This is a genomic window from Paraglaciecola sp., from assembly GCF_039942875.1.
Lineage (GTDB): Bacteria > Pseudomonadota > Gammaproteobacteria > Enterobacterales > Alteromonadaceae > Paraglaciecola.
Window position 1 is genome coordinate 1 of the sequence record NZ_JBDVBQ010000044.1, and the last position, 21,234, is coordinate 21,234.

The 21,234-nt window shown below is 38.4% G+C and carries 13 protein-coding genes and 1 pseudogene; 6 read left to right on the plus strand and 8 right to left on the minus strand.

The genetic code is table 11. The features are described from left to right. The first annotated feature begins 253 nt into the window (after nucleotides 1-253). The 3 genes from ABJE44_RS14415 to ABJE44_RS14425 all read left to right on the plus strand — a co-directional run bounded on the left by ABJE44_RS14415 (nucleotide 254) and on the right by ABJE44_RS14425 (nucleotide 4,528). Nucleotides 254-919: a hypothetical protein gene (locus ABJE44_RS14415; RefSeq protein WP_348109612.1), complete on the plus strand. Its 666-nt coding sequence runs from the start codon at nucleotides 254-256 to the stop codon at nucleotides 917-919. A gap of 890 nt (nucleotides 920-1,809) precedes the next feature. Beyond that, entirely contained in the window at nucleotides 1,810-3,261 is a 1,452-nt protein-coding gene (modF, locus tag ABJE44_RS14420) for a molybdate ABC transporter ATP-binding protein ModF (protein ID WP_348109609.1), read from the plus strand. Between the two features lie 73 nt (nucleotides 3,262-3,334). Continuing rightward, on the plus strand, nucleotides 3,335-4,528 hold the full coding sequence (locus ABJE44_RS14425; protein WP_348109607.1) for a P1 family peptidase: 1,194 nt from the start codon (nucleotides 3,335-3,337) through the stop codon (nucleotides 4,526-4,528). A 114-nt stretch (nucleotides 4,529-4,642) separates the two neighbouring features. Here the strand turns inward: ABJE44_RS14425 and ABJE44_RS14430 are convergent. The 3 genes and pseudogenes from ABJE44_RS14430 to xthA all read right to left on the minus strand — a co-directional run. Beyond that, a pseudogene (locus ABJE44_RS14430) lies at nucleotides 4,643-5,338 on the minus strand (alpha/beta hydrolase); the annotation flags it as partial. 90 nt (nucleotides 5,339-5,428) lie between these two features. Further along, nucleotides 5,429-6,088: an energy-coupling factor ABC transporter permease gene (locus ABJE44_RS14435; protein WP_348109605.1), complete on the minus strand. Its 660-nt coding sequence runs from the start codon at nucleotides 6,086-6,088 to the stop codon at nucleotides 5,429-5,431. A 22-nt stretch (nucleotides 6,089-6,110) separates the two neighbouring features. Next, a complete protein-coding gene (gene xthA, locus ABJE44_RS14440; RefSeq protein WP_348109602.1) occupies nucleotides 6,111-6,917 on the minus strand; it encodes an exodeoxyribonuclease III in 807 nt (268 codons plus the stop codon). A 282-nt stretch (nucleotides 6,918-7,199) separates the two neighbouring features. On the opposite strand from xthA, the gene ABJE44_RS14445 reads away from it, so the two are divergent. Further along, nucleotides 7,200-9,740 (plus strand): winged helix-turn-helix domain-containing protein, encoded by a 2,541-nt coding sequence (locus tag ABJE44_RS14445; protein WP_348109600.1) that lies wholly within the window; start codon nucleotides 7,200-7,202, stop codon nucleotides 9,738-9,740. 305 nt (nucleotides 9,741-10,045) lie between these two features. Beyond that, on the plus strand, nucleotides 10,046-13,384 hold the full coding sequence (locus ABJE44_RS14450; protein WP_348109597.1) for a cadherin-like beta sandwich domain-containing protein: 3,339 nt from the start codon (nucleotides 10,046-10,048) through the stop codon (nucleotides 13,382-13,384). A 107-nt stretch (nucleotides 13,385-13,491) separates the two neighbouring features. Here the strand turns inward: ABJE44_RS14450 and ABJE44_RS14455 are convergent, their stop codons facing one another. The 4 genes from ABJE44_RS14455 to ABJE44_RS14470 all read right to left on the minus strand — a co-directional run bounded on the left by ABJE44_RS14455 (nucleotide 13,492) and on the right by ABJE44_RS14470 (nucleotide 17,995). Next, nucleotides 13,492-13,773: a hypothetical protein gene (locus ABJE44_RS14455; protein ID WP_348109595.1), complete on the minus strand. Its 282-nt coding sequence runs from the start codon at nucleotides 13,771-13,773 to the stop codon at nucleotides 13,492-13,494. Nucleotides 13,774-13,846: 73 nt separating this feature from the next. Continuing rightward, nucleotides 13,847-14,194 (minus strand): lactoylglutathione lyase, encoded by a 348-nt coding sequence (locus ABJE44_RS14460; protein WP_348109593.1) that lies wholly within the window; start codon nucleotides 14,192-14,194, stop codon nucleotides 13,847-13,849. Nucleotides 14,195-14,384: 190 nt separating this feature from the next. Further along, the gene (locus ABJE44_RS14465; protein WP_348109591.1) at nucleotides 14,385-16,616 is read right to left on the minus strand and encodes an ATPase, T2SS/T4P/T4SS family; all 2,232 of its coding nucleotides are present in this window, start codon (nucleotides 16,614-16,616) and stop codon (nucleotides 14,385-14,387) included. 137 nt (nucleotides 16,617-16,753) lie between these two features. Beyond that, the gene (locus ABJE44_RS14470) at nucleotides 16,754-17,995 is read right to left on the minus strand and encodes a GGDEF domain-containing protein (RefSeq protein WP_348109588.1); all 1,242 of its coding nucleotides are present in this window, start codon (nucleotides 17,993-17,995) and stop codon (nucleotides 16,754-16,756) included. 665 nt (nucleotides 17,996-18,660) lie between these two features. Here ABJE44_RS14470 and pckA point away from each other — a divergent pair. Further along, complete coding sequence (pckA, locus tag ABJE44_RS14475) at nucleotides 18,661-20,283, plus strand: phosphoenolpyruvate carboxykinase (ATP) (RefSeq protein WP_348109625.1); 1,623 nt, start codon at nucleotides 18,661-18,663, stop codon at nucleotides 20,281-20,283. Nucleotides 20,284-20,386: 103 nt separating this feature from the next. On the opposite strand, the gene ppk2 is transcribed toward pckA, so the two are convergent. Further along, complete coding sequence (gene ppk2 / locus ABJE44_RS14480; protein WP_348109586.1) at nucleotides 20,387-21,157, minus strand: polyphosphate kinase 2; 771 nt, start codon at nucleotides 21,155-21,157, stop codon at nucleotides 20,387-20,389. Between the last annotated feature and the right edge of the window lie 77 nt (nucleotides 21,158-21,234).

A 21,234-nucleotide genomic window follows, 5' to 3' on the forward strand; every position in this document is an offset into this window, starting at 1 on the left:
GATTGGTAGAGTAGAAGTCGAGCTAGATTGTCCTGAATGTACAGGCATGGATACTTTTACTCTTCTAGAATATCGCCATAAGTTAAGTAAGATCCAACAAATAAAGCTAGGTGTCGCAATGGAGTTATTAGCAACAGAAACTTAACAAGCTTATTAAATTTCGTTACGGCCAAAAAACGGCCTTCACTGGACGCGCAAAAAACGCGCGCCATTTATAAAAAGCGTTATTTCTCTTAAAGGATTTGTCAAAATTATGGATGTTGTTTCAACTCAAAACTTACATTTGATCCCTCCAATTTCTGAACTTAAGCAGTTACTCAAATCTCTAGCTGTTCTGGATTCTATATTGTGTCCTGAATGGGAATATCGCCTTTACAGTTACAATGCTCATTGGGCAGATGGCGAAGAAATGGCTTCTATGAGGAATGGTTGCGGGGACGAATACTATATTTTGTTTAATTCCAATGGTTGCTTCATAAAAGGCTTTGCTCATGAAACAGCGATGTCGTCCTGGGGGACAACAAATCAACAACCATGGCAAGGAATCATAGATACCGTGCCAATTGAATTTGAAAGCGCAGTAAATGAACCAGCTTTTTCTATGGATAACATTTCATTTTGCATTTGGCGAACATTGACTGATAAAGAGTGGAAAATTGGTTCTTTCGATTTTGCAGGCGACGATGATCCTGATGGTTCAGAGTACCTTTTAGAATTATTTGATGGAGACCCTGCATCGTATGTAAATTTTGCAACTGATTATTTTGAAGTTGAATTGGATTTGCCAACGGTTGCGAGTATTTATGAGCATAAACCATTAAATCTAAACATGATCTATAAGTTAAATCCAGACGCTGATTTGGAGCAAATTAAAGCTGATTTATTGGAGATTGGATATGCAAGTGAAATCGAGAAATGACAAAACGTTAAAGAAAAAAAGTCGCCATCCATGTTTATTCAGTTACTTTACTATTTGAGAATTTCTCTATAACCACCTGATTTAAATTAACAAATTTTATATTTTAATAACTTAAATTAACTGTTTTTTGAAAGCTTTAGTATGGCTGTCTCCTTTCGATATTTTTGCACGGCTGTAAAGCGGTCGTCGCTTTGGCCAATAAGCTAGCAAGGATAATTTGGGTAGTCATGGCTAAAGAAGTTGAATTCGACGTTAAAAAAGCCTGCGCATAAAACGCAATATACAGATTAAACACAGCACCACAATCGGTAACGAGCATTGATGATTTAAACGGTTATGTCTTATTTGGAACCTCAGCTGGACAGCTGCCTTCGAGGCAATATGGGTGCATAGGCTTATAAGACTTCAATTGAAACTCATGAGGGCACGGCGAGCAGAAAGTCGCCATAAAAGATGCCGGATATATGTCACAAGACCGTATTTTATCGTATGCCAACACTGTTTGTGTGAGGAAGAGACTTGATATGACAACGTAACCTTAGAACGTTTGAAAAGAAAAAATTAAAACCTGTTGATCAAACGGGAGTGACCATATATGTCCACGTAAATACGCCACGTAAGTAGGCTCCATAAACGTCTGGATTCACTTGAGAACCCTCAGGTCAAAAGGTTCGAATAACTTAGAGCAAACCGTGACGGCACCCTTCATGTCTGCCCCCTAACAATATACTAGCCAAACCCCACGTTTAAGCCGCTTCTAGAGTGAGAGGACTAATGATTCTGACAAATAATTTTTGTACCTTTTCATATGCTTTGTGCCATAACATTAGTCATTATATTTGGTAGTATTAGTTACGTTTTTTTTAACTTCATTTAAGCGTTATTAGAATATGTCTTTGTTATCAATAGAAAATTGCCACCTGATATTAGATGAGCATTATCATCTTAATATTGAATATTTAGCTATTAAATCTCACCAGCATACGGTTATTTTAGGGCCTAATGGCAGTGGTAAGTCTGCGTTAGCTGCGTGTATTGCTGGCGAAGGGCAATGGGTATCGGGAACGCGCAATTTTAATAGCAAGTTAGCATGGGTATCTGTAGAGCAACAACAAGCCTTAATTGAGGCAGAAAAACAAAAGGGTTGTGCTGATATTTTAGATATCCTTCCTGTTGCTACCACAGTACAAGAAGTGTTATTTGATGGTTTAGACAGTGAGTCGGTAAACCAAACCTTGCTAAGTCGAGTGACAGACATTTTTTCACTTGAGGCTATGTTAGCCAAACCATTTAGGGCGCTGTCTACAGGAGAAACCCGAAAGTTGTTATTGGCAAAAGCCTTAATGGTAGAGCCTGAATTACTGATTTTAGATGATCCTTGGGATGGTTTAGATGTTAAAACCAGTGAGCAACTCAATCAATTGCTTACAGAATTATCCAGCAGCGCAACTATCTTGATGGTATTAAATCGAGTCTCTGAAGTACCTGAGTTTTGTCAACAAGTCATACTTATGGATGCGGGGTCGATAGGTTGGCAGGCTGAGGTTAGCGATAATCTAGAAGAGCAATTACAGCACATCAAACAGTTACAACATATACAGCAATCCGCTTTGGCGTTACCTGGTAAAGATGATGATTGTTTTGCACCCCATCCATTAGATGAAAATGCGCCTTTAGTCAGATTAACCAATGCAAAGGTTAATTACGGTGACAATATTGTATTTAGTGGTCTTAATTGGACGGTTAAACCTCAACAACACTTTCAAGTGACTGGGCCAAACGGCTCAGGTAAAACGTGTTTATTAAATCTAATCACTGGTGATCACCCCCAGTGCTATGTAAATGACATTTTTGTGTTTGGATTTCAGCGGGGTAGTGGTGAAAGTATTTGGGAGATTAAACAATACATAGGTTATCTCTCTAATGCCTTTCATTTAGATTACAAAGTAAATTGTTCGTTGTTGCATGTGGTGTTATCTGGGTATTACAACAGTGTGGGCTTGTATCAAAAGCCTTCTACTAATCAACTTAAATTGGCTTATGAATGGTTGCAGGTAATTGGGTTAGAGGCAGATAAAGATAAGCCGTTTTTTGAGTTATCTTTTGGTGATCAAAGAATGGCATTAATAGCCAGAGCTATGGTTAAACATCCGAGTTTATTGATTTTAGATGAGCCTTGTAATGGCTTAGATGATATTAATCGTTTAAAAGTGCTGGCCCTAATAGAGCTGTTAGCCCGCGAAGGAAATACCACCTTGTTGTATGTAAATCATCATCAAGAAGATGTGATACCAAGCATTCAAAATCATCTGGATATGACTGACTTTAGCGATGTTGCATAGTTCAGGCTGTTCGTTAATTGCATTTTAATACCTTTAAAGCACTAAATAATAATACCAAAATAGGAAAATAAAAATGAAATTAAGGGTTTTAGCGATAGTGGGTTTGTTATTCAGCACAACCAGTGTTTATGCCGAAAACACTAGGCCACGAGCGAGAGATATGGGTATTGATGTTGGGACGATACCCACAGGAACATACAACGCAATAACCGATGTGGCGGGTGTAAAGGTTGGGCACTATACCGTTAATATTGGTGACGATATCAGAACAGGTATTACAGCGATTATTCCATCCGATCATAATATGTATCGTTTTCCTATTCCTGCTTGGATTTATTCTGGTAATGGCTATGGCAAGTTAGTGGGGGCAACTCAGGTACAAGAGCTTGGCGAAATAGAAACGCCAATTGCCTTGGGTTGTACTCAGTGTGTTTGGACCGCAGCTAATGCGATTAGTGATTGGTTTTTTGCCTCATCCGATACAGGGCAACACTCTTTAAACCCTATTGTGGGAGAAACCAATGATGGCCAAGTTAATAACATGTGGTCACCAGACAGTGCTAAAAAGGAATACACACTAGCAGCATTAAAAGCAGCAAAGGGTGGCCCAGTAGAAGAGGGCAGTGTAGGAGCTGGCCATGGAACTCGAGCATTCAATTGGAAAGGTGGTATTGGCACCAGTTCTCGCGTGTTACCCAAAAGCTTAGGAGGATATACAGTAGGCACTTTAGTACAAACCAATTTTGGTGGCGATTTAATCATGAATGGTGCGCCAGTGGGGAGAGAATTAGGTGAGTACTCTTATAAAACACAACTTGAAGAAGCGCGCCGGGGCGAAGTTACTATAGATGGGGGGTCAATAATGATGGTGATTGCTACTGATGCCCCTATTTTGTCTCGCAATTTAAGCCGCTTAGCTAAGCGCGCGATGATGGGCTTAGCCCGCACTGGCTCTGTAGCGCATAATGGTTCTGGTGATTATGTGATTGCGTTTTCAACTAACAAAGATGTGAGGCATGTTAGAGGTAGTACTGAGCCCGTGGAAACACAAACCTTAAGTAATTCTGCGATGTCTCCTTTATTTCAAGCTGTGGTGGAAGCTATACAAGAGTCAATTTACAACGCGTTATTAAAAGCAGAAACAGTGACGAGCACTAGAGGCGCGTTGAAGGCTATCGACATAGACAAAGTAAAACAGATTGTAGAAAAATATAAGGTGACTAATTTTGATGAGACCTTATCGCCGAATAAGATTAATTTGAACTAGCTAGCTTAGCTGCCTATACCCTTGGTTTTGGCAGCTAAAGTTTAAATTAACGATCATAAGCTCAAAATGTATAGGTATCGCTAGTCTTATGAAGGCAGTTCATTGTTCTTAAACTCAAAGGGTTTGCATAAATTCACTTATGCCTTGATTTACTACTTTGGGCTGTTCGGCAAAAACGTAATGGGTGCCTTTTGTAATGACGAGTTCTTGGCCATTTTTTACATTACTTATTAAGAAACGCGTATATTTTGGAGGCGTAAGTAGGTCTTTGTCACCTACAATTCCTAGGAGCGGTATGCTGATCTCACTTAGGTTATCCAATACATCAAAGCCATCACAGGCTTTAAAATCATTCAAAAGTACTGCTGGGGTGTTTTCTTTATCTCTGGCTTGTATTACATGGCGTAATTCTGGGGCGATAAAGGTATAGGCTGCATTAATATATTTACTTGCTAACGCCGGTTTTTGCAGTGCCTTTTCGAGTAATGTGAACGTTTCTGGTTGTACTCTTAATTTTGCGCCACTACCTATAGTGACTAGGCCCTTTACATGGTTGGGATAGTCCAAAGCATATTGCAGGGCAATGGCGCCCCCCATAGAGTGACCAACTAATACTCGATCTTTAACACCTTGCTCTTGAATAAACTCATGCAGCCAATCTGAGTATTCTTTGATGCTTGCGCGCACATTGCCATCTGGGTGGCCTGGTAAATTTAATGCAATAGCATTATCAAAAAACTCAGCTTGGTATTTCCATACTTCTTTACATCCACCTGAACCATGAATGAAAATTAGCTGCATAATAGTATTCCCAGTGTTTTGTTTAAGCCTATAGCCATGTTATTTTTTTAACGGTTAAGGCTCAAATCACTTCTATTAATACAACGAAATTAAGCTTTGCTATTTATCATCTAAATATAACTTGTCGTAAAATGTGTATACCCACTCTGGTTTATAAATAATCATCAAGGTAATGGTCATCCCATTGAACATGGCCTCTGGAAAGAGCATCAAGGTGGTAAGAATTAAGTAGTTGTCTTGTATTACGTGCCAAGGGTAGATACCGTCTAAAAAATAATAGCCGCTTAGACTGAACATTTTTAAGGTGATGGATAATGCCCCTGGTATAAAGGCACACAAAAATATGTACACAAAGGTATGCCTAGGTAATTTATGAAATGTAAGACTGTAAATGCCATAGGTCAGCGCTATGGGAGCCAATACACCTACTAAAAAGTTTACCCCTAACATATTAAAATGTTCTTGGCCTGCTATGGTTACGCCTATTAACGCTAGGGACGCGCTAAAAATAGCCCACCTAAAACCCAATACTAAGGGGAGGGCAGATAACCATAAAAAATGCACACTTAAGCCGTCATAAATACCTGCTCTGAACATCCATAAAACAAATAAACTGGCAGCACTGCCAAACACTAAATGTTGAATTTTTTTATCAGAGATTAAGCGTGAGAAGGTTAATCTCTTGGCAATCACGAAACAAACCACAATAGCAAGAACAGCTGCAATGGTTTGTATGTCTGTAAATTGAAAATGATTCATGGTTATTGGGTCTTTAAAATATTTATTTAAACACAGACCATATTGGTGCGTGATCCGAAGGCTTTTCTAGCCCTCTTAATTCGTAATCTACGTCTGCTTCACTAATTGTGCTATGCAATTTAGCGGTGGCTAGAATTAAGTCTATTCGTAGTCCACGATTGTCTGGGAAACCTTTAGAACGATAATCAAACCAGCTGTATTTTTCGGCCTCTTCTGGGTGTAAATCTCGAAACCCATCAGTAAAGCCCCAGTCAATTAACGTGTTTAACCATTCACGCTCTTCTGGCAAAAAGCTACATTTCTTAGTTTGTAACCAACGTTTACGGTTTGGCTCACCAATGCCAATATCTAAATCTGTGTGGGAAATATTCACATCACCCATCACAATCACATTATCGTCTGGGGTGTGATACTCGTTAAGGTAGCTCATCAAGTCTTGGTAATACTTACGTTTAGCTGGATATTTAGTCTCGTGATTTTGGTTTTCACCTTGGGGAAAATAACCGTTTAATACTCGCACGGTTTCGCCATTTTCCATGGGGTAATCAACCATAATCATACGTTTCTGGGCTTCTTCATCATCTGTAGGGAAGCCATATTGCACTGCAATTGCAGGCTTTTTGCATAACATAGCTACGCCGTAGTGTGCTTTTTGCCCATGAAAATATACGTGATAACCCATGGCTTCAACGTCAGCTACCGGGAATTGCTCGTTGTGCACTTTGATTTCTTGTAAGCCAATAATGTCTGGTTGGTGTTTGTTTATAAGTGCTTGTAATTGATGTAAACGTGCGCGAATGCCGTTGATATTAAAAGAAATAACTTTCATTGAATTGGAGTCCACAGATTAAAGAAAAAGGTTATAACAGAAAGCGAGTCGCAGTTGTTAGTTTGAAGTCCAATGGTAGCAAGAACAGGCGTTGTACTAAAATACATTCGTCTATCTAGTGCTAGTTTTATTGTATCTTTTAAAGATATGGTTTCAACATGGACTGTTTAGGAGTTAATATTCGATTATCTATGTGCCTTTTAAATTACGACTTTAATAAACTCTGGTTGGTTTTATTGTCGTTTATTTGTTTTACAAGTTTTGAAGGATTGAGTTGCATTTATGGAAGTAGTCACAATCGGCGATTGTCAATTAGACAATGAGCGCTCAACAATTGAACGATTTAACATTAGGGTTAGTTTAACAGAAAAAAGTGCATTGTTACTTAAGATATTAGCCGCCCACGATGGTCATGAAGTATCAAGGCAAACTTTAATTGATGAAATCTGGAAAGGCTCTGTTGTATCTGATGATTCTCTAACAAATTTAGTGAGTCTCACTCGACAAAAACTAAAGAAAATAGAAGCTGATAAGTTAATAAAAACTTTACCAAAACGGGGGTACAGGCTTAACTTTTCTGCAATCACTGGGAATAAGAAAACAAAAGGCCTCTTGCAACCTCAACCTGTACCTAAGTCTAAATTCAGCCACAATACTTTATTTATGTTAGTTATTGCCTTTGTTTGTGTCGTGATTTTGGGTCGATACGTAATACCAATTGATCAAGGAACTCCAGAGCAAACATCAATAGGAATATTACCTGGCGAACTAACTAATATTGGGCCAACAAGTGAGGGTACCCATTTTAATGGGGCCGGTTTAAGTAGTGCCCTGTTAGATAGCATGGCTACCCATACTCGTATAAATGTTGTATCAAATAGAAGTTTGCTTAGGGCATGGAGTAACAATCAGAGTTTTAAAATGCTATTTGATGACTTCGACTTAGAGTATGTAGTTGAATCTCACACTATCGAGCAAGATAGCCATTATATTATTCGTTTACAGCTAGTGAATACTGCGACCAGCCAACTGGTAAAAAATAGCACTTACAATGCATCAAAAACACTAATTAATGATAACGGTAGCCGTATCTGGGAGCGTATTAGTGACTTGTTTGTCTATTCGGCTATGTATGAATTAGGTTTATTTCGAGACTCAGCTAGCGAAGATGTTTTGTATTTATGTGATTTGTATGTTGACCAAATTCAATTATACAAAGGCGGTTTTCTGGATAATATAGATGCGCTTGCTGACGCTGGTTCTAACCTTTGTGCACTAAATATTACTCTAAACCCTGCTGATACTCATGCACTAAGAACAAGTGCGTTATTTTATATTAATCTTGCTATAAGCGAGAACAGAAGTATTTCACAAAAGAGGGCCCACATGGATGAGGTGATTAATATTGTCGAGCGAATGAGAGATATTGATGACACCACGCTCGCCTATGCAGAAACGCATATTCAGTTATTGTATTTGATCATTACTGACAGTACACGAGACAAAAATTTACTTGCTACATACTCAGCCGGTGAAGACACACTGTCCAAGCAATTATCGCTGGGCAATATGAGTATTGAGTTAGCAAAGAATGCAAGTTTACTCAAAATGTTTGAAGCCGTATATGTTCACCGTAAAGGAGAGGACGCAGAACCTTACATTTTAAGTGCACTTGATATCGCGGATAAAGGTTTGAAATTGGATGTGGAAAATAAGTTTTTACGTCATACAAAAGCTAGATTATACAAAACTTGGGCTAGTATAGCCGTTAGTAAAGGTAAAGACCCTACTATTATGTTAGAGCATGCCGCTAGTTTATATAAAGCCGTGCTTACTTTAGATGAAAATCAACCTCCGGCATTTGATAATTTAGGTAGTGCTTATTCGTCTTTGGCCCAGTGGAAAGCATCTCAAGGTAAGCCTTACATTAAAGAGGTTGAGTTGGCGATAGATGCATATAAACAAGCTACACTTCTAGCCCCATCGTTTCATTATACATACAATAATGTGGCGGATTTATATGCTAATTTACTGACATCTGCCAACTATAATGAACAGGAGTATAATGAGTTTTTACGGGATGGGTTAGAAGCCGCAAATACCGCCATTTCTTTAAAAAAGGAATATGTATGGGCAATATTTAACTCTGGGTTAATAAGTTTAATTCAGGCCCAAAATGATTACGCTTTAGGAAACAACACTTTTATACCGATAATTAATTGTGTTGAACATTACACCAATGGTTTGATTTTAAAGCCTTCTATAATGCAAGCAGTCGCAGAATTAAGTCAATGTGAGCTTTTATTTGCCAAGCAGTATTTAATGACTGGAAACTTTGAGCTAGCCTCAGAACATTTGTCAAACGCTAGGCTGCACTTAGATAAAGCTATGGTAAAAAACTCAAGTCATTATGCGTTAACCAGAGTGGCCAGTGAACAACGGTTACTCTCAGCTATATTGCTGTATGGAAGCGGTAAAACAGATGAAGGTAACTTGGCCATGACAGAGAGTTTAAGCTTTTCATCATTAGCCATGTCGCTCAAAAATGATGACCCCGGTGCTTACCTTCTCAATTTTCGAGCCCTCTGGTTGCAAAATCAGTTAACCCCCCAGACAGAATATGTCGACCAACTTGAGCAAGGCTATCAGCAATTTATTAGTCTATTTGAACATGATCCTAGGAGCGCTGTTTTAGAGCAATTTAAGCGAAATCAATTCGCTGTTGACGACATTGAGCATGATGAGAATTATAGGCATGTGTTGTTTGTAAAGAGATTTGAGAAAGATCTGTTGCTTGCAAAGTTCGCTACCTTCTCTAAATAGTCAAAACTGATTTTTTGTACCTGCAATATTATGGTTTGTTATTTTTATAAGTTCATAAGCTTATGAAATAAATATGTTTTTTGATGTTTTTGATTTTTATTTCAGTTTTGCTTTACAAGATATTACATAACTTTTCGTGAAATTTCTTTTGTGTTAATTCAATATTTTAGGTTTTTTTAGCTTTTTATCAGGTTTTCTTACTTTCCAAATATTAATGTTTTCCCGTTTAACCATGCCTTTAAGGCTAGGTCACTTACATACAAGTCACACACCATATAACTAATAGAATTAAGAAGGGAATACTTATGCCATATGTAACCGGGCGATTTTGGACGTGGATGTTTTTACTATGTTTAATGTTGCAAATGTCTAGCTGTTCAGACAACAGTAAAAACTCTGAAGAAGATGTCTCTCCATCAAAAGCAACGCTAAGCAGCTTGACTTTATCTACTGGAACTCTTTCTCCTTCATTCTCTGAGGATGTTTATGCGTACTCTGTTTATCTTGAGGAAGGTGTTGAGCAGATACAAATCAATCCAAGTACGTCGAATGAAAACTTAGTTGTGACAATAAATGGTAAAGAACTAAGTGCAACTGACTCAATTTTTAATGCGAGTGTAGGTTACGGGATCAATAAGGTTGAGTTAGTGGTTTCGGCCCAAAATGGTAGTACTAACACCTATAGTTTACTTATTTCAAGAGAAGAAGTCGTTCTCAACGATGATACGGAAATGGCTATTTTAGATATCTCGACGGGTATTTTAAGTCCGGTGTTTAGCTCATCTACAACCGATTACTCTGTCGATGTAGATTTTACGGTTACAGAGGTTAACTTTACGGCTATCACGTCAGACCCTTCGGCTAGTTCAATGTTAAATGGCTCAAGCTATGTTAATGACGATACACTGCCTTTAATAGAAGGCGTCAATACATTTGAGTTTGTCATCACAGCAGAAAACGCCACTGATACGGCAACTTATACGGTAGTGGTCACCCGTGCTAGCCAAGTTATTGCACCACCTGTTCTTAATGACGACGTACTACTCACTAGTTTAGATATATCAACAGGTATGTTAAATCCGTTATTTAACTCAGCGACAACCGATTACTCTGTCGATGTAGATTTTATGGTTACAGAGATTAACTTTACGGCTCTCACATCAGACCCTTCGGCTAGCTCAATGTTAAATGGCTCAAGCTATGTTAATGGCGATACACTACCTTTAGTTGAAGGTGCCAATCAATTTGAGTTTGTCATCACAGCAGAAAACGCCACTGATACGGCAACTTATACGATAGTGGTCACCCGTGCTACTCAAGTTATTGCGCCACCTGTTCTTAGTGATGATGCACAACTTGCGAGCTTAGATATGTCTTCGGGGGGGTTAAACCCTATGTTTAGCCCATCGATAATCGACTATACGATTGATGTTGATTTTACGGTCACAGAAATTAACTTTGCGGCCATTACGTCAGATCCATCGGCAAGTTTTGAGTTAAATGGGGCAAGCTATGTTAATGGCGATACAGTGCCTTTAGTTGAAGGTGACAATCAATTTGAGTTTATCATTACAGCAGAAAATTCCTCAGATACGGCTACTTATACGGTAATTGTAACCCGTGCTAGTGAAGTTATTGCACCACCTGTTCTTAGTGATGATACACAACTTGCGAGTTTAGATATGTCTACGGGCATCTTAACCCCTATGTTTGGTCCATCGATAACCGACTATACGGTTGATGTTGATTTTGCGGTTGCACAGATTAGCTTGACGACTATAACGTCAGACCCATCGGCTAGCATAATCTTAATGTTAAATGGCTCAAGCTATGTTGGCGATACAGTGCCTTTAGTAGAAGGCGTCAATACATTTGAGTTTATCATCACTGCAGAAAACACCACAGATACAGCTACTTATACGGTAATGGTCACCCGCGCTAGTGAGGTAATAATTCTTAATGATGATGCATCACTTGCAAGCCTTGCTATTTCGAGCGGGATATTAAGCCCTGAATTCAACTCTTTAACTACAGAATATTCGGCCAGTGTGGAGTCCTCGGTTCAGGATGTTGCTTTTCAATTAATCACATCAGACCCTGCCGCGACGATTGAATTAAATGGTGTGGCGTTTGTAAATGGCCAGAGCCAGTCTTTACTAGAAGGTGATAATCTATTTGAGTTTGTCGTTACTGCAGAAAACGGCTCAGACATGATCAGTTACAACCTATTGGTTACTCGCGCCAGTTTGGCAATTGAAGCGTCCTTACTAGAAGAAGCATTTTTACAGGCTTCAAATGCTGAAAGAAGTGATCTATTTCGTTCGGTTGCAGTCTATGGAGATATCTTGGTTGTCGGTGCATCTGGTGAAGACAGTGAAGCAACAGGAATTAATGGAGATCAAGATAGCAGTTTTCATTCAGGGTCAGGTGCTGCTTACGTATTTGAACGCAGTTTGGTTGGAAACCAAGCTATTTGGCAACAAACGGCCTATTTAAAGGCAAGTAATACGCAATCAAATGACGCTTTTGGTTTTAGTGTTGCAATTTGGGAAAACACTATAGTTGTAGGGGCTTATGGAGAGAAAAACATTAATGCTGGGGTTGAAGCAGAACAAGACAACTTTACAAACAGAAATATAGGTTCGGCATATGTGTTTATAAAAGAAAATGGTGAATGGATACAACAAGCCTACTTAAAACCTTCTCATGTTGAAATCAAAGATTACTTCTTTGGTTACTCCGTAGATATCTATAACGATACTATAGCTATTGGTGCACCGAGAGAAAGTAGCGATGCAACTGGTATTAATGGCGATCAAACCAACACGTTGTCAGAATCGTCTGGTGCTGTCTATGTTTTTAAACGTAGTAATCATGCTTGGTCTCAAGACGCCTATATCAAACCACTGGTTAATAATGCTCAAGACTTGTTTGGCTCTGACTTATCTTTGTTTGAGAGTACCTTAGCCGTGGGTAGTGATTTCGAAGATAGTGATGGACAAGGTATAAATAGTCTTGCAAATAATGATGATGCCCTAAACTCTGGCGCTGTTTGGGTGTTTATTGATGAAAATAGTACATGGTCGCAACAAGCATTTATTAAAAGTTCAAACTCTCATGCAGGGCAAAGATTTGGTGTGGCTGTTGATGTTTTTAACGATAATTTATTAGTAGGAGCATTCGCAGATAACAGTGACTCAACGGGAATTAATGGAGACTCTGCAAACTCTAATGCTTCGACATCGGGAGCTGCTTATATGTTTGAAAGAACCCAAAGGTCGTGGCAGCAAAGTCACTACATCAAAGCCAGTAATACCGATAGTAATGATCAATTTGGGACCTGTGTTGCAATGACAGAAAATCAATTTGTTATTGGAGCTTCTGGGGAATATAGCGCTGCAACTGTTATAGATGGAGACCAAAGTGATAATACTCAAAGTAGACGGGGAGCTGCGTACTATTTTCAAAATATAGAAGGTACTTGGTTACAATCGAATTATGTAAAATCCTCAACGGCCATTGGTCGGATGTTATTTGGAGGTATTAACAGCTGTGCAATTTCGGCCGACCATATCGCGATTGGTGCGTCCGGATATAATGACTCTGAAGGCGCAGTGTTTGTTTTCAGCCACGTTAATCAATAAAACTAATTAGGTCTGTTTACTCATTAACTTCCTCGCTTTAAAGCACTCAGTTAACCAAAATATGCCTTGGGTTAACTGAGTGCTTTGAACTTAATAACAATATTTTGTCATTTTGTACCCCATATTTTAGCAACAGCACGATTTGTCCCTAATGAACCAATGACTAGCGCGATTAAGCCAACCAAGAAAAACACAATTATGGGTATCACTGCGCCTATGGTGACTTCAGAATAAAAGGCAGAAACCGCTGACACGCCAGATAAAAATATAAAAAGTGCCCCAAGTACATTTAAAGCTAATCGATAGGATGATTTGTAATTAGGTGGCTCTTGTCCGACTTCGAAAAATTTCAAAATTGGCCAAAACAATGTTGTGAGCATTTTTTTCATAAATGTTTATTGTTCTTATTTTATTAGTAAAGGTGGTGGGTTATCTAATGATAACAAATTTGCTTGGCTGATATTAGCTCGTCAACTCAGTAATATGCCAGAGCTCTTTGGATGGTCCCCATAAGTAAAAGACTTTGCCCCACGCTTGTTGGGTAATAGGGGCAAATTTAATATCAAAATCTTGAAGATTAGAAACAAGATCAAAGGCTACATTTATGTCTAACACTATGAGTTGAAACATCAGGTTTGTTGCTAACTCTTCATTGTAAAAGTTTTGCAAGAAAAAGCTACATTCGCCATTACTGAAAAGAGATAGGTCGTCAGAGACATAATCCATTTTAAACCCCATTGCTTGGTAAAATTTCTTAGAATTTTCATAATCTTTGCTAGGTAAAAATGCTCTAATATCATCGACTTTCATTATGGTTTTCTCTTTTGGTCTGTTGACTTAAACTAGCGGCTTAGCGCTATACAATAGCGGGTTACTCTAGGGAATATATTCAGTAGAAAGGGCAAAGCGCCAGTATTTTTACGCTAAGTGTATGGCATAAAAAAAGCCAAGTAAAAGATTACATTGGCCTTAGTTGGGGATAAGGTTTTGAGTGGTGTAGTTAGTACATCTCGGTGCCGATACCACTTAATACTTGTACTTGGGTGATGTCGGTATCTCCTTTAAGTACTTTTTGCAGAGCGTCTTGCACTAAGGTACGCATACCGTCTTTCATGGCTTGGTCTTTCAAATCTGCAACAGAAGAGCCTTTATACACTAAGCTACGAAGTTCATTACTCATAGACAACAACTCATGAACACCAGTACGGCCTTTATAACCCGTATTATCACACTCTGGACAGCCTTTCGCATGATAAATATGAGTGTCGGAGTTAAGCCCTAATTCTTCAATATACTGTTTACCATAGTGACGTTTAATGAAGGCTAGCTCAGTGTCGTTTGGTTTGTGTTTTTCTTTACAGTGGGGGCAAAGTACTCGTACTAAGCGTTGTGCTAAAATACCTAGACAAGCATCTGAAAAGTTAACTGGGTCCATGCCTAAATCTAATAAACGGGTGATGGTTTCTGGAGCAGAGTTAGTATGTAAAGTAGATAACACTAAGTGACCAGTTAACGAGGCCTCGATACCTGCACTAGCCGTTTCTTTATCGCGCATCTCACCAATTAGAATGACATCTGGATCGGCACGTAAAAATGAGCGTAAGGCATTAGCAAAGGTAAAGCCTATTTTTGGATTTACTTGCACTTGCTGTAAACGGTACTGTTTAATTTCTACAGGATCTTCAGCTGTCCATATTTTTCTATCTGGGGTATTTAAATGGTTTAGTATGGCATGCAAAGTGGTGGTTTTACCTGACCCAGTAGGACCGACAACTAGTAAAATTCCATGGGGAATAGATACTAAGCTTTTTAATTTTTGGACATTACGTCCAGCCAAATTTATTTGATCTAAAGGCAGTACCTCACCACTGGGTAACAAACGCATCACCACGCCTTCACCCACTACTGTGGGGATTGTGGCTACACGCACATCGACTTTTTTCCCAGATACATTGAAGGTTAGTTTGCCATCTTGTGGAATACGTTTTTCAGCGATATTTAAGCCAGACATAATCTTAATTCTAGATACCAAGGCGTTATGGTGTGACTCGGGTACTTGGTTTAAGTCTCTAACAATACCGTCTACTCGCATTCTCACTAGGGTAGGGCTACCATCTTCTGGATCTATATGTATATCTGAGGCATTCAAACGTTTTGCTTCGTATAGTACGCTTGAAACTAACCTGACTATGGCTGGTTCGTCGTCATCAACAAATTCTTCGCTTTTTTCAACACTACCTTCTGAAGTATGTATTTCACCTAAAATATCATCGAATTCGCTGCGGGTTTCGGTCTCACTGCTTTCCCCTAAGTATTGAAAAATTTTAGAGGGCAAGCTAAATGCTAATTGATAGTTGTCTGTACCCAAGGCATTTTCGATTTCCATCAGTAAAGCTGTGTTATTTGGTTCAAACATTAAGATGATGATTTGCCCTCTATCATCTTTCACTATGGCTACCATATTGTGTTTTAGGTATTCATTGTTAAGTTTTATATCAGTGTGAGATGCGTGATATTGAGTGGGTAAATAGTCAATATATTGTGCCTGATAATATATAGAAAGGGCTTCGCATATTTGTTCTTCGTTAATGTCATGCTCGGTGTTTAAAAGATACGTGGCATATTTAATATTTGAGCTGTTTGATAAGTTGTTAAGTATTTTTGGATCTAGTAAGCCCTTATGGCCCAAATATTCAAATGGCTGCGATGTGCCACCTAGCTCATATTGGTAGGCTTCTCCAATAATTTTGCTGACTTCTATTGCTAGGTCTAAATCTTCATTATCAAAGTCGCCAGTTTCTTTATTTAGTACTTCCATCACGCCCAATAAGATCCCATTGTGCTTAACGGGAACACATAGAATATTGGTTGTTTTAAAGCGATTTAGTCGATCATATTTTTTATCAAATTTTAATTTTGAATGAACACTTTGTATGGCTTCTTGGTCATAGGGATCGTTTACGACTATGGATTGCTGGGCCATTGCCACATACCCTGCAATAGATTGGGTATTTAGCGTTACTTTTATTTCGCGAGGTTGTGAACCGGTTTTATGTCTGGCAACTAGATCCCTATTGCGCGTCCGTCTTTGAAAAAGTGATAAACGCTGTGCATTGAATGCCGCTAAAATTAAAGGTTCAATATCAGCGAAGGCCGTCTCTAAACTTGGATGTTGGTGCACAGTTGCACTGATACTTTCAATTAAGTTAGACCGCAATGACTCGTTTAACATAGGAACTTCGCTTTCTTTTATTTATAGTTAATTTCATTAATGGCACTCACATTAAGCACCATGTACGTATGATTTTTTTAAGTATAAGGCCTACTTTAATCCTTTGTATACGGACAGTGTCAGGCAGGCCTGTGTGGTTAGGCAGAGCGTGGTCGTTCTGATACTAAATAAGGCTTAGTAGAGCTGTTAAATGCAGTAGTTTTAGCACTCGAAGTTTTGATATTTTTGTAGTCGTATACTTGAATATTGTTGTGGCCCACAGTGTGCGCAGTTTCCACCGCAAATAATGCTTGTAAAATGATTTCGTCAACATCAATGATGTTACCTGGTTGAAACTCAGAAATACCGACACTAACGGTAATTTTTTCAACATTATCTACCCCAGATGTACGGTGTTCAATGTCTGCTTCATCAATAAGTTGTCTCATTTTTCCTGTGAAAGCAACGGCCTCTTTAGTGGGGACGTTAGACGCAATGAGAGCAAACTTATTATCGTCAAAACACGTCATATATTCTCCGCCTCTGTGAGTAGCATTACTTAAAATATTGGCGATGCGTTGCATGCATTTAGACGCTTTTTCTTGACCATAATGAGATCTATACTCATCAAAGAAATCAAGCTCGATGATAGCTAAACTCAGGTTATTACCTACACGTTTTGCCCGTCTAATTTTCTCATCTATCATTAAATCAAAGAAGCGACGATTATAAATGTTTGTTGCAAGGTCAATAAATGAATTGCTTTCTAATTTTATCCTTAGCTGTTCGTTTTGCTTAACTTCTTTAGTCAGTTTTTGATTAGATTCAACTGCAATGTTGAAGACCCGATTAATGTTGAACGTTAGCGCTAAAAATATCAAAGTGAATAGGCCTAAACTCACTGCCAATTCATTTCCAAAGGAAGGCGTAAAGTAAACAAGTGCCCCACAAAATGGCAATACTGTGGGTAAACTTATACCAAGAATTGTTTTTCTAGAATTAAGGCTTAGTACAATTAAACAAGATACTTGCATCACTAAGATGACAGTCACTGTTATCAATAGTGTAGTGCTTTGGATATATGCCACATAAGAGTATGCGACGGTAAATACTAAACAAAATAATATATTGACTATAGCGTATATATTTTCCCATTTAGAGAAGTTACGTTTAGTGTCTGAAACTTTACTATTAAACATAGACTTTAAGATAAGACTGAGCACTAATACTGCAGTAAATGCTGCCCCCCAATTATAAATTAGGTTGGCTGTAACAATTGGACGTATTGTAAAAATGAGAGCTGCCGCTACCAAAAAATGCACTGCCATTGCACTTGCATAAGTTCCAAATAGTGCCACCACCCTTGATTGGGTTGTTTCTTCGTTTGCAAGTTTAGTCATAATTTTATTCTTATCCGTATTATACAATGTAAGGCGTTGGCTTTTCCTTAAATAAGGAACTTCAAAGTTAACGTCAAAATAATGTGTTGCTTAAATATAAAACAAATTTTGTGTTGTTACGGTGTGCCGTTTCATACCCTTTTATTGCTTTCGATAAGCTAGCTACTTTTAATTTAGATGCTGGTTTTAAAAGCGTTTTTATATACTTTCGTCTATGTTTTTCGGCTTGGTAGCCCTATTTTTATTGGGTTTTAGCCCTTATTCGCGCTGAATCCTCAATGTCACTTAATCATACTGATTTAGATATTTAGTTAAGTCTGAATAAAACAGCTTGGGTATAGTTTTTATTACGCAGAAAATTTTGAGTATGAAGAGTCAGCTATCTTGAAATTTTAAGGGGAGGTTATTAATAGCGCCCGAACTAGATTCAGTATTCAGGGAATAACGATTTTCTAATAGGAACATTCATAGCATTTATAGTAAACATATTGCTATTTACCTGACTCGGATCATTTTTTTGTGTATAAAAACTGTACATGTTAAGCGTTGCTGCGTTTAATTGCCCTGAGGAGAGCATTTTAAATTTATCTCAGTGGTGAAGAAATATACAAGTTAATTATTGGAATAAGGATAAAGATATGACGGTTTCAGAACTACAACCCACGATGATAAATAGCGACAGAAACGAAAAAGTACGTTCTCACCTTGAATCAGTCGGACTTACAGGCATAACTAATATTCTTTATAACCCAAGCTTTGATGAGTTATTTATAGCCGAAACTGACGAGGCGCTTACGGGATATGAAAAAGGAACATTAACTCAGTCAGGGGCAGTAAATGTTGATACCGGCATGTATACCGGTCGCTCTCCAAAAGATAAGTTTATTGTTAAAGATGACACCACTAAAGATACGGTTTGGTGGACGACCAAAGAAAATGGAAATGACAATAAGCCCATCAATATGGAAACTTGGGAACACTTAAAAGGCATTAGCCAAAAACAGCTATCTAATAGTGATTTGTATGTAGTTGATGCAATTTGCGGAGCCAACGAAAACACTGCTTTAAACGTTAGGTTTGTAATGCAGGTAGCTTGGCAAGCTCATTTTGTGAAAAATATGTTCATTCGCCCAACAGAACAGCAGTTAGATGACTTTGAACCTGATTTTGTGGTGATGAACGCGTCTAAAACCTCTGACCCAGATTTCAAAAAATTCGGCACTAACTCTGAGACTTTTGTTGCTTTCAATATGACAGAAAAAATGCAGCTCATAGGTGGTACTTGGTACGGCGGTGAAATGAAAAAAGGTATGTTCTCTATGATGAACTACTTTTTACCGCTACAAGGTATTGCGTCTATGCATTGTTCTGCAAACGTATCTAAAGATGATGATACTGCGATTTTCTTTGGCTTGTCTGGTACGGGTAAAACTACCTTGTCAGCAGATCCTCATCGTGCATTGATTGGTGATGATGAACATGGCTGGGATGATGATGGCGTGTTTAACTTTGAAGGAGGCTGTTACGCTAAAACCATAGATTTGGACCCAAACAAAGAGCCAGAGATTTATAATGCTATACGTCGTAATGCTTTGCTTGAAAACGTTGTTGTAAATAATGGAGTACCAGATTACTTTGATAATTCAAGAACCGAAAATACCCGTGTTTCGTACCCCATAGAGCATATTGAAAACCGTGTTAAAGGTGTGAGTAAGGCAGGTCATGCGAAAAAAGTTATCTTTTTAACCGCAGACGCTTTTGGCGTGTTTCCCCCTGTATCACGATTAACCAGTCAGCAGGCTAAATACCATTATCTATCTGGCTTTACTGCAAAATTAGCGGGTACCGAACTTGGTATTAACCATCCTACGCCAACGTTTTCATCATGCTTTGGGCAGGCTTTTTTAAGTGTACACCCTACACAATATGCCGAAGTGTTAGAGCAAAGAATGAATAATTCTGGGGCGACAGCTTACCTAGTAAATACAGGTTGGAATGGCACAGGTAAACGCATTAGTTTGGCAGATACACGGGCCATTATAGATGCTATTTTAAATGGAGAAGTTGAAGGAGCTGAGTGTGAGTCTATGCCATATTTTGATATTGCATTCCCAACATCGCTAACTGGGGTAGACAGTAATATTCTTGACCCTAGGAGCACTTACGAAGATGTTGCTCAGTGGGATGCTAAGGCCCAAGATCTTGCAACGTTATTTATCGATAACTTTGCTAAATTTACCGATAATGACGAAGGTAAAGCCTTAACATTAGCTGGGCCTCATTTATAATTATGAATATTTGATCTAAACTATGGTTAATCTAGTTTCTTGAGTTGATGCCCAACCATCAACTATTAAGTCCAGTAGATTTTTTAATCCACTGGGCTTTTTTTTATTCAAATGTCTTTGGTATATGATTGTATAGATTATTAGGCGGTCGCTTGTACGATTCTTTATGAACTTCTGGCAATTCTACTTTGGGATACTCCACAGTTTGATAGTCAATTTTAGACAACATGTGTTGAATGCAATTTAGCCTGGCTGCTTTTTTATCATCAGCATCTACCACATACCAAGGGCTTTGTTTCGTATCTGTATACTCAAACATTACATCTTTTGCTTGAGAATATTCAACCCATTTACTTCTTGAAACCAAGTCCATATCTGAAAACTTCCAACGTTTTAAGGGGTTAGAAAGCCTTTCTTTAAAGCGTTTTTCTTGTTCTTCATCAGATACCGAAAACCAATATTTGATTAGGGTGATACCTGATTTTATTAGCATACTTTCAAAGGTAGGGCAGGTATCCAAAAAGTTTTGATATTGCTCTTTGGTACAAAAGCCCATGACCTTCTCTACGCCAGCCCGGTTATACCAACTGCGGTCAAATAAAACTATTTCACCTGCTGCTGGTAAGTGTTCTACATAACGTTGAAAATACCATTGGGTGGTTTCTCTTTCGGTTGGTTTACTCAGTGCTGCAATGCGGACTACTCTGGGGTTGAGCTTTGCTGTGATGGCTTTTATTGCGCCACCTTTACCTGCTGCATCTCTGCCTTCAAAGATAACAACCACTTTCTGACCACTTTGTTGTACCCACTCTTGCAGGTGTGCCAATTCAATTTGTAGATTATCCAAATGTTTTAGGTAATTAGATTTTTTCATAGGGTTCTTTTTATCCTAAAAATAGATTTAAAAATCATAGACTTTGATAGACTAAAGTTCTTAACCGATAGCTTCAA

Excerpts from the sequence above, each read along its gene's own strand:
- ABJE44_RS14455 (WP_348109595.1), bottom strand. The coding sequence starts at position 13,773 with ATGAAAAAAATGCTCACAACATTGTTTTGGCCAATTTTGAAATTTTTC.
- ABJE44_RS14435 (WP_348109605.1), bottom strand. The coding sequence starts at position 6,088 with ATGAATCATTTTCAATTTACAGACATACAAACCATTGCAGCTGTTCTT.
- modF (WP_348109609.1), top strand. The coding sequence starts at position 1,810 with ATGTCTTTGTTATCAATAGAAAATTGCCACCTGATATTAGATGAGCAT.
- ABJE44_RS14445 (WP_348109600.1), top strand. The coding sequence starts at position 7,200 with ATGGAAGTAGTCACAATCGGCGATTGTCAATTAGACAATGAGCGCTCA.
- xthA (WP_348109602.1), bottom strand. The coding sequence starts at position 6,917 with ATGAAAGTTATTTCTTTTAATATCAACGGCATTCGCGCACGTTTACAT.
- ABJE44_RS14460 (WP_348109593.1), bottom strand. The coding sequence starts at position 14,194 with ATGAAAGTCGATGATATTAGAGCATTTTTACCTAGCAAAGATTATGAA.
- ABJE44_RS14450 (WP_348109597.1), top strand. The coding sequence starts at position 10,046 with ATGCCATATGTAACCGGGCGATTTTGGACGTGGATGTTTTTACTATGT.
- pckA (WP_348109625.1), top strand. The coding sequence starts at position 18,661 with ATGATAAATAGCGACAGAAACGAAAAAGTACGTTCTCACCTTGAATCA.
- ppk2 (WP_348109586.1), bottom strand. The coding sequence starts at position 21,157 with ATGAAAAAATCTAATTACCTAAAACATTTGGATAATCTACAAATTGAA.
- ABJE44_RS14470 (WP_348109588.1), bottom strand. The coding sequence starts at position 17,995 with ATGACTAAACTTGCAAACGAAGAAACAACCCAATCAAGGGTGGTGGCA.
- ABJE44_RS14465 (WP_348109591.1), bottom strand. The coding sequence starts at position 16,616 with ATGTTAAACGAGTCATTGCGGTCTAACTTAATTGAAAGTATCAGTGCA.
- ABJE44_RS14425 (WP_348109607.1), top strand. The coding sequence starts at position 3,335 with ATGAAATTAAGGGTTTTAGCGATAGTGGGTTTGTTATTCAGCACAACC.
- ABJE44_RS14415 (WP_348109612.1), top strand. The coding sequence starts at position 254 with ATGGATGTTGTTTCAACTCAAAACTTACATTTGATCCCTCCAATTTCT.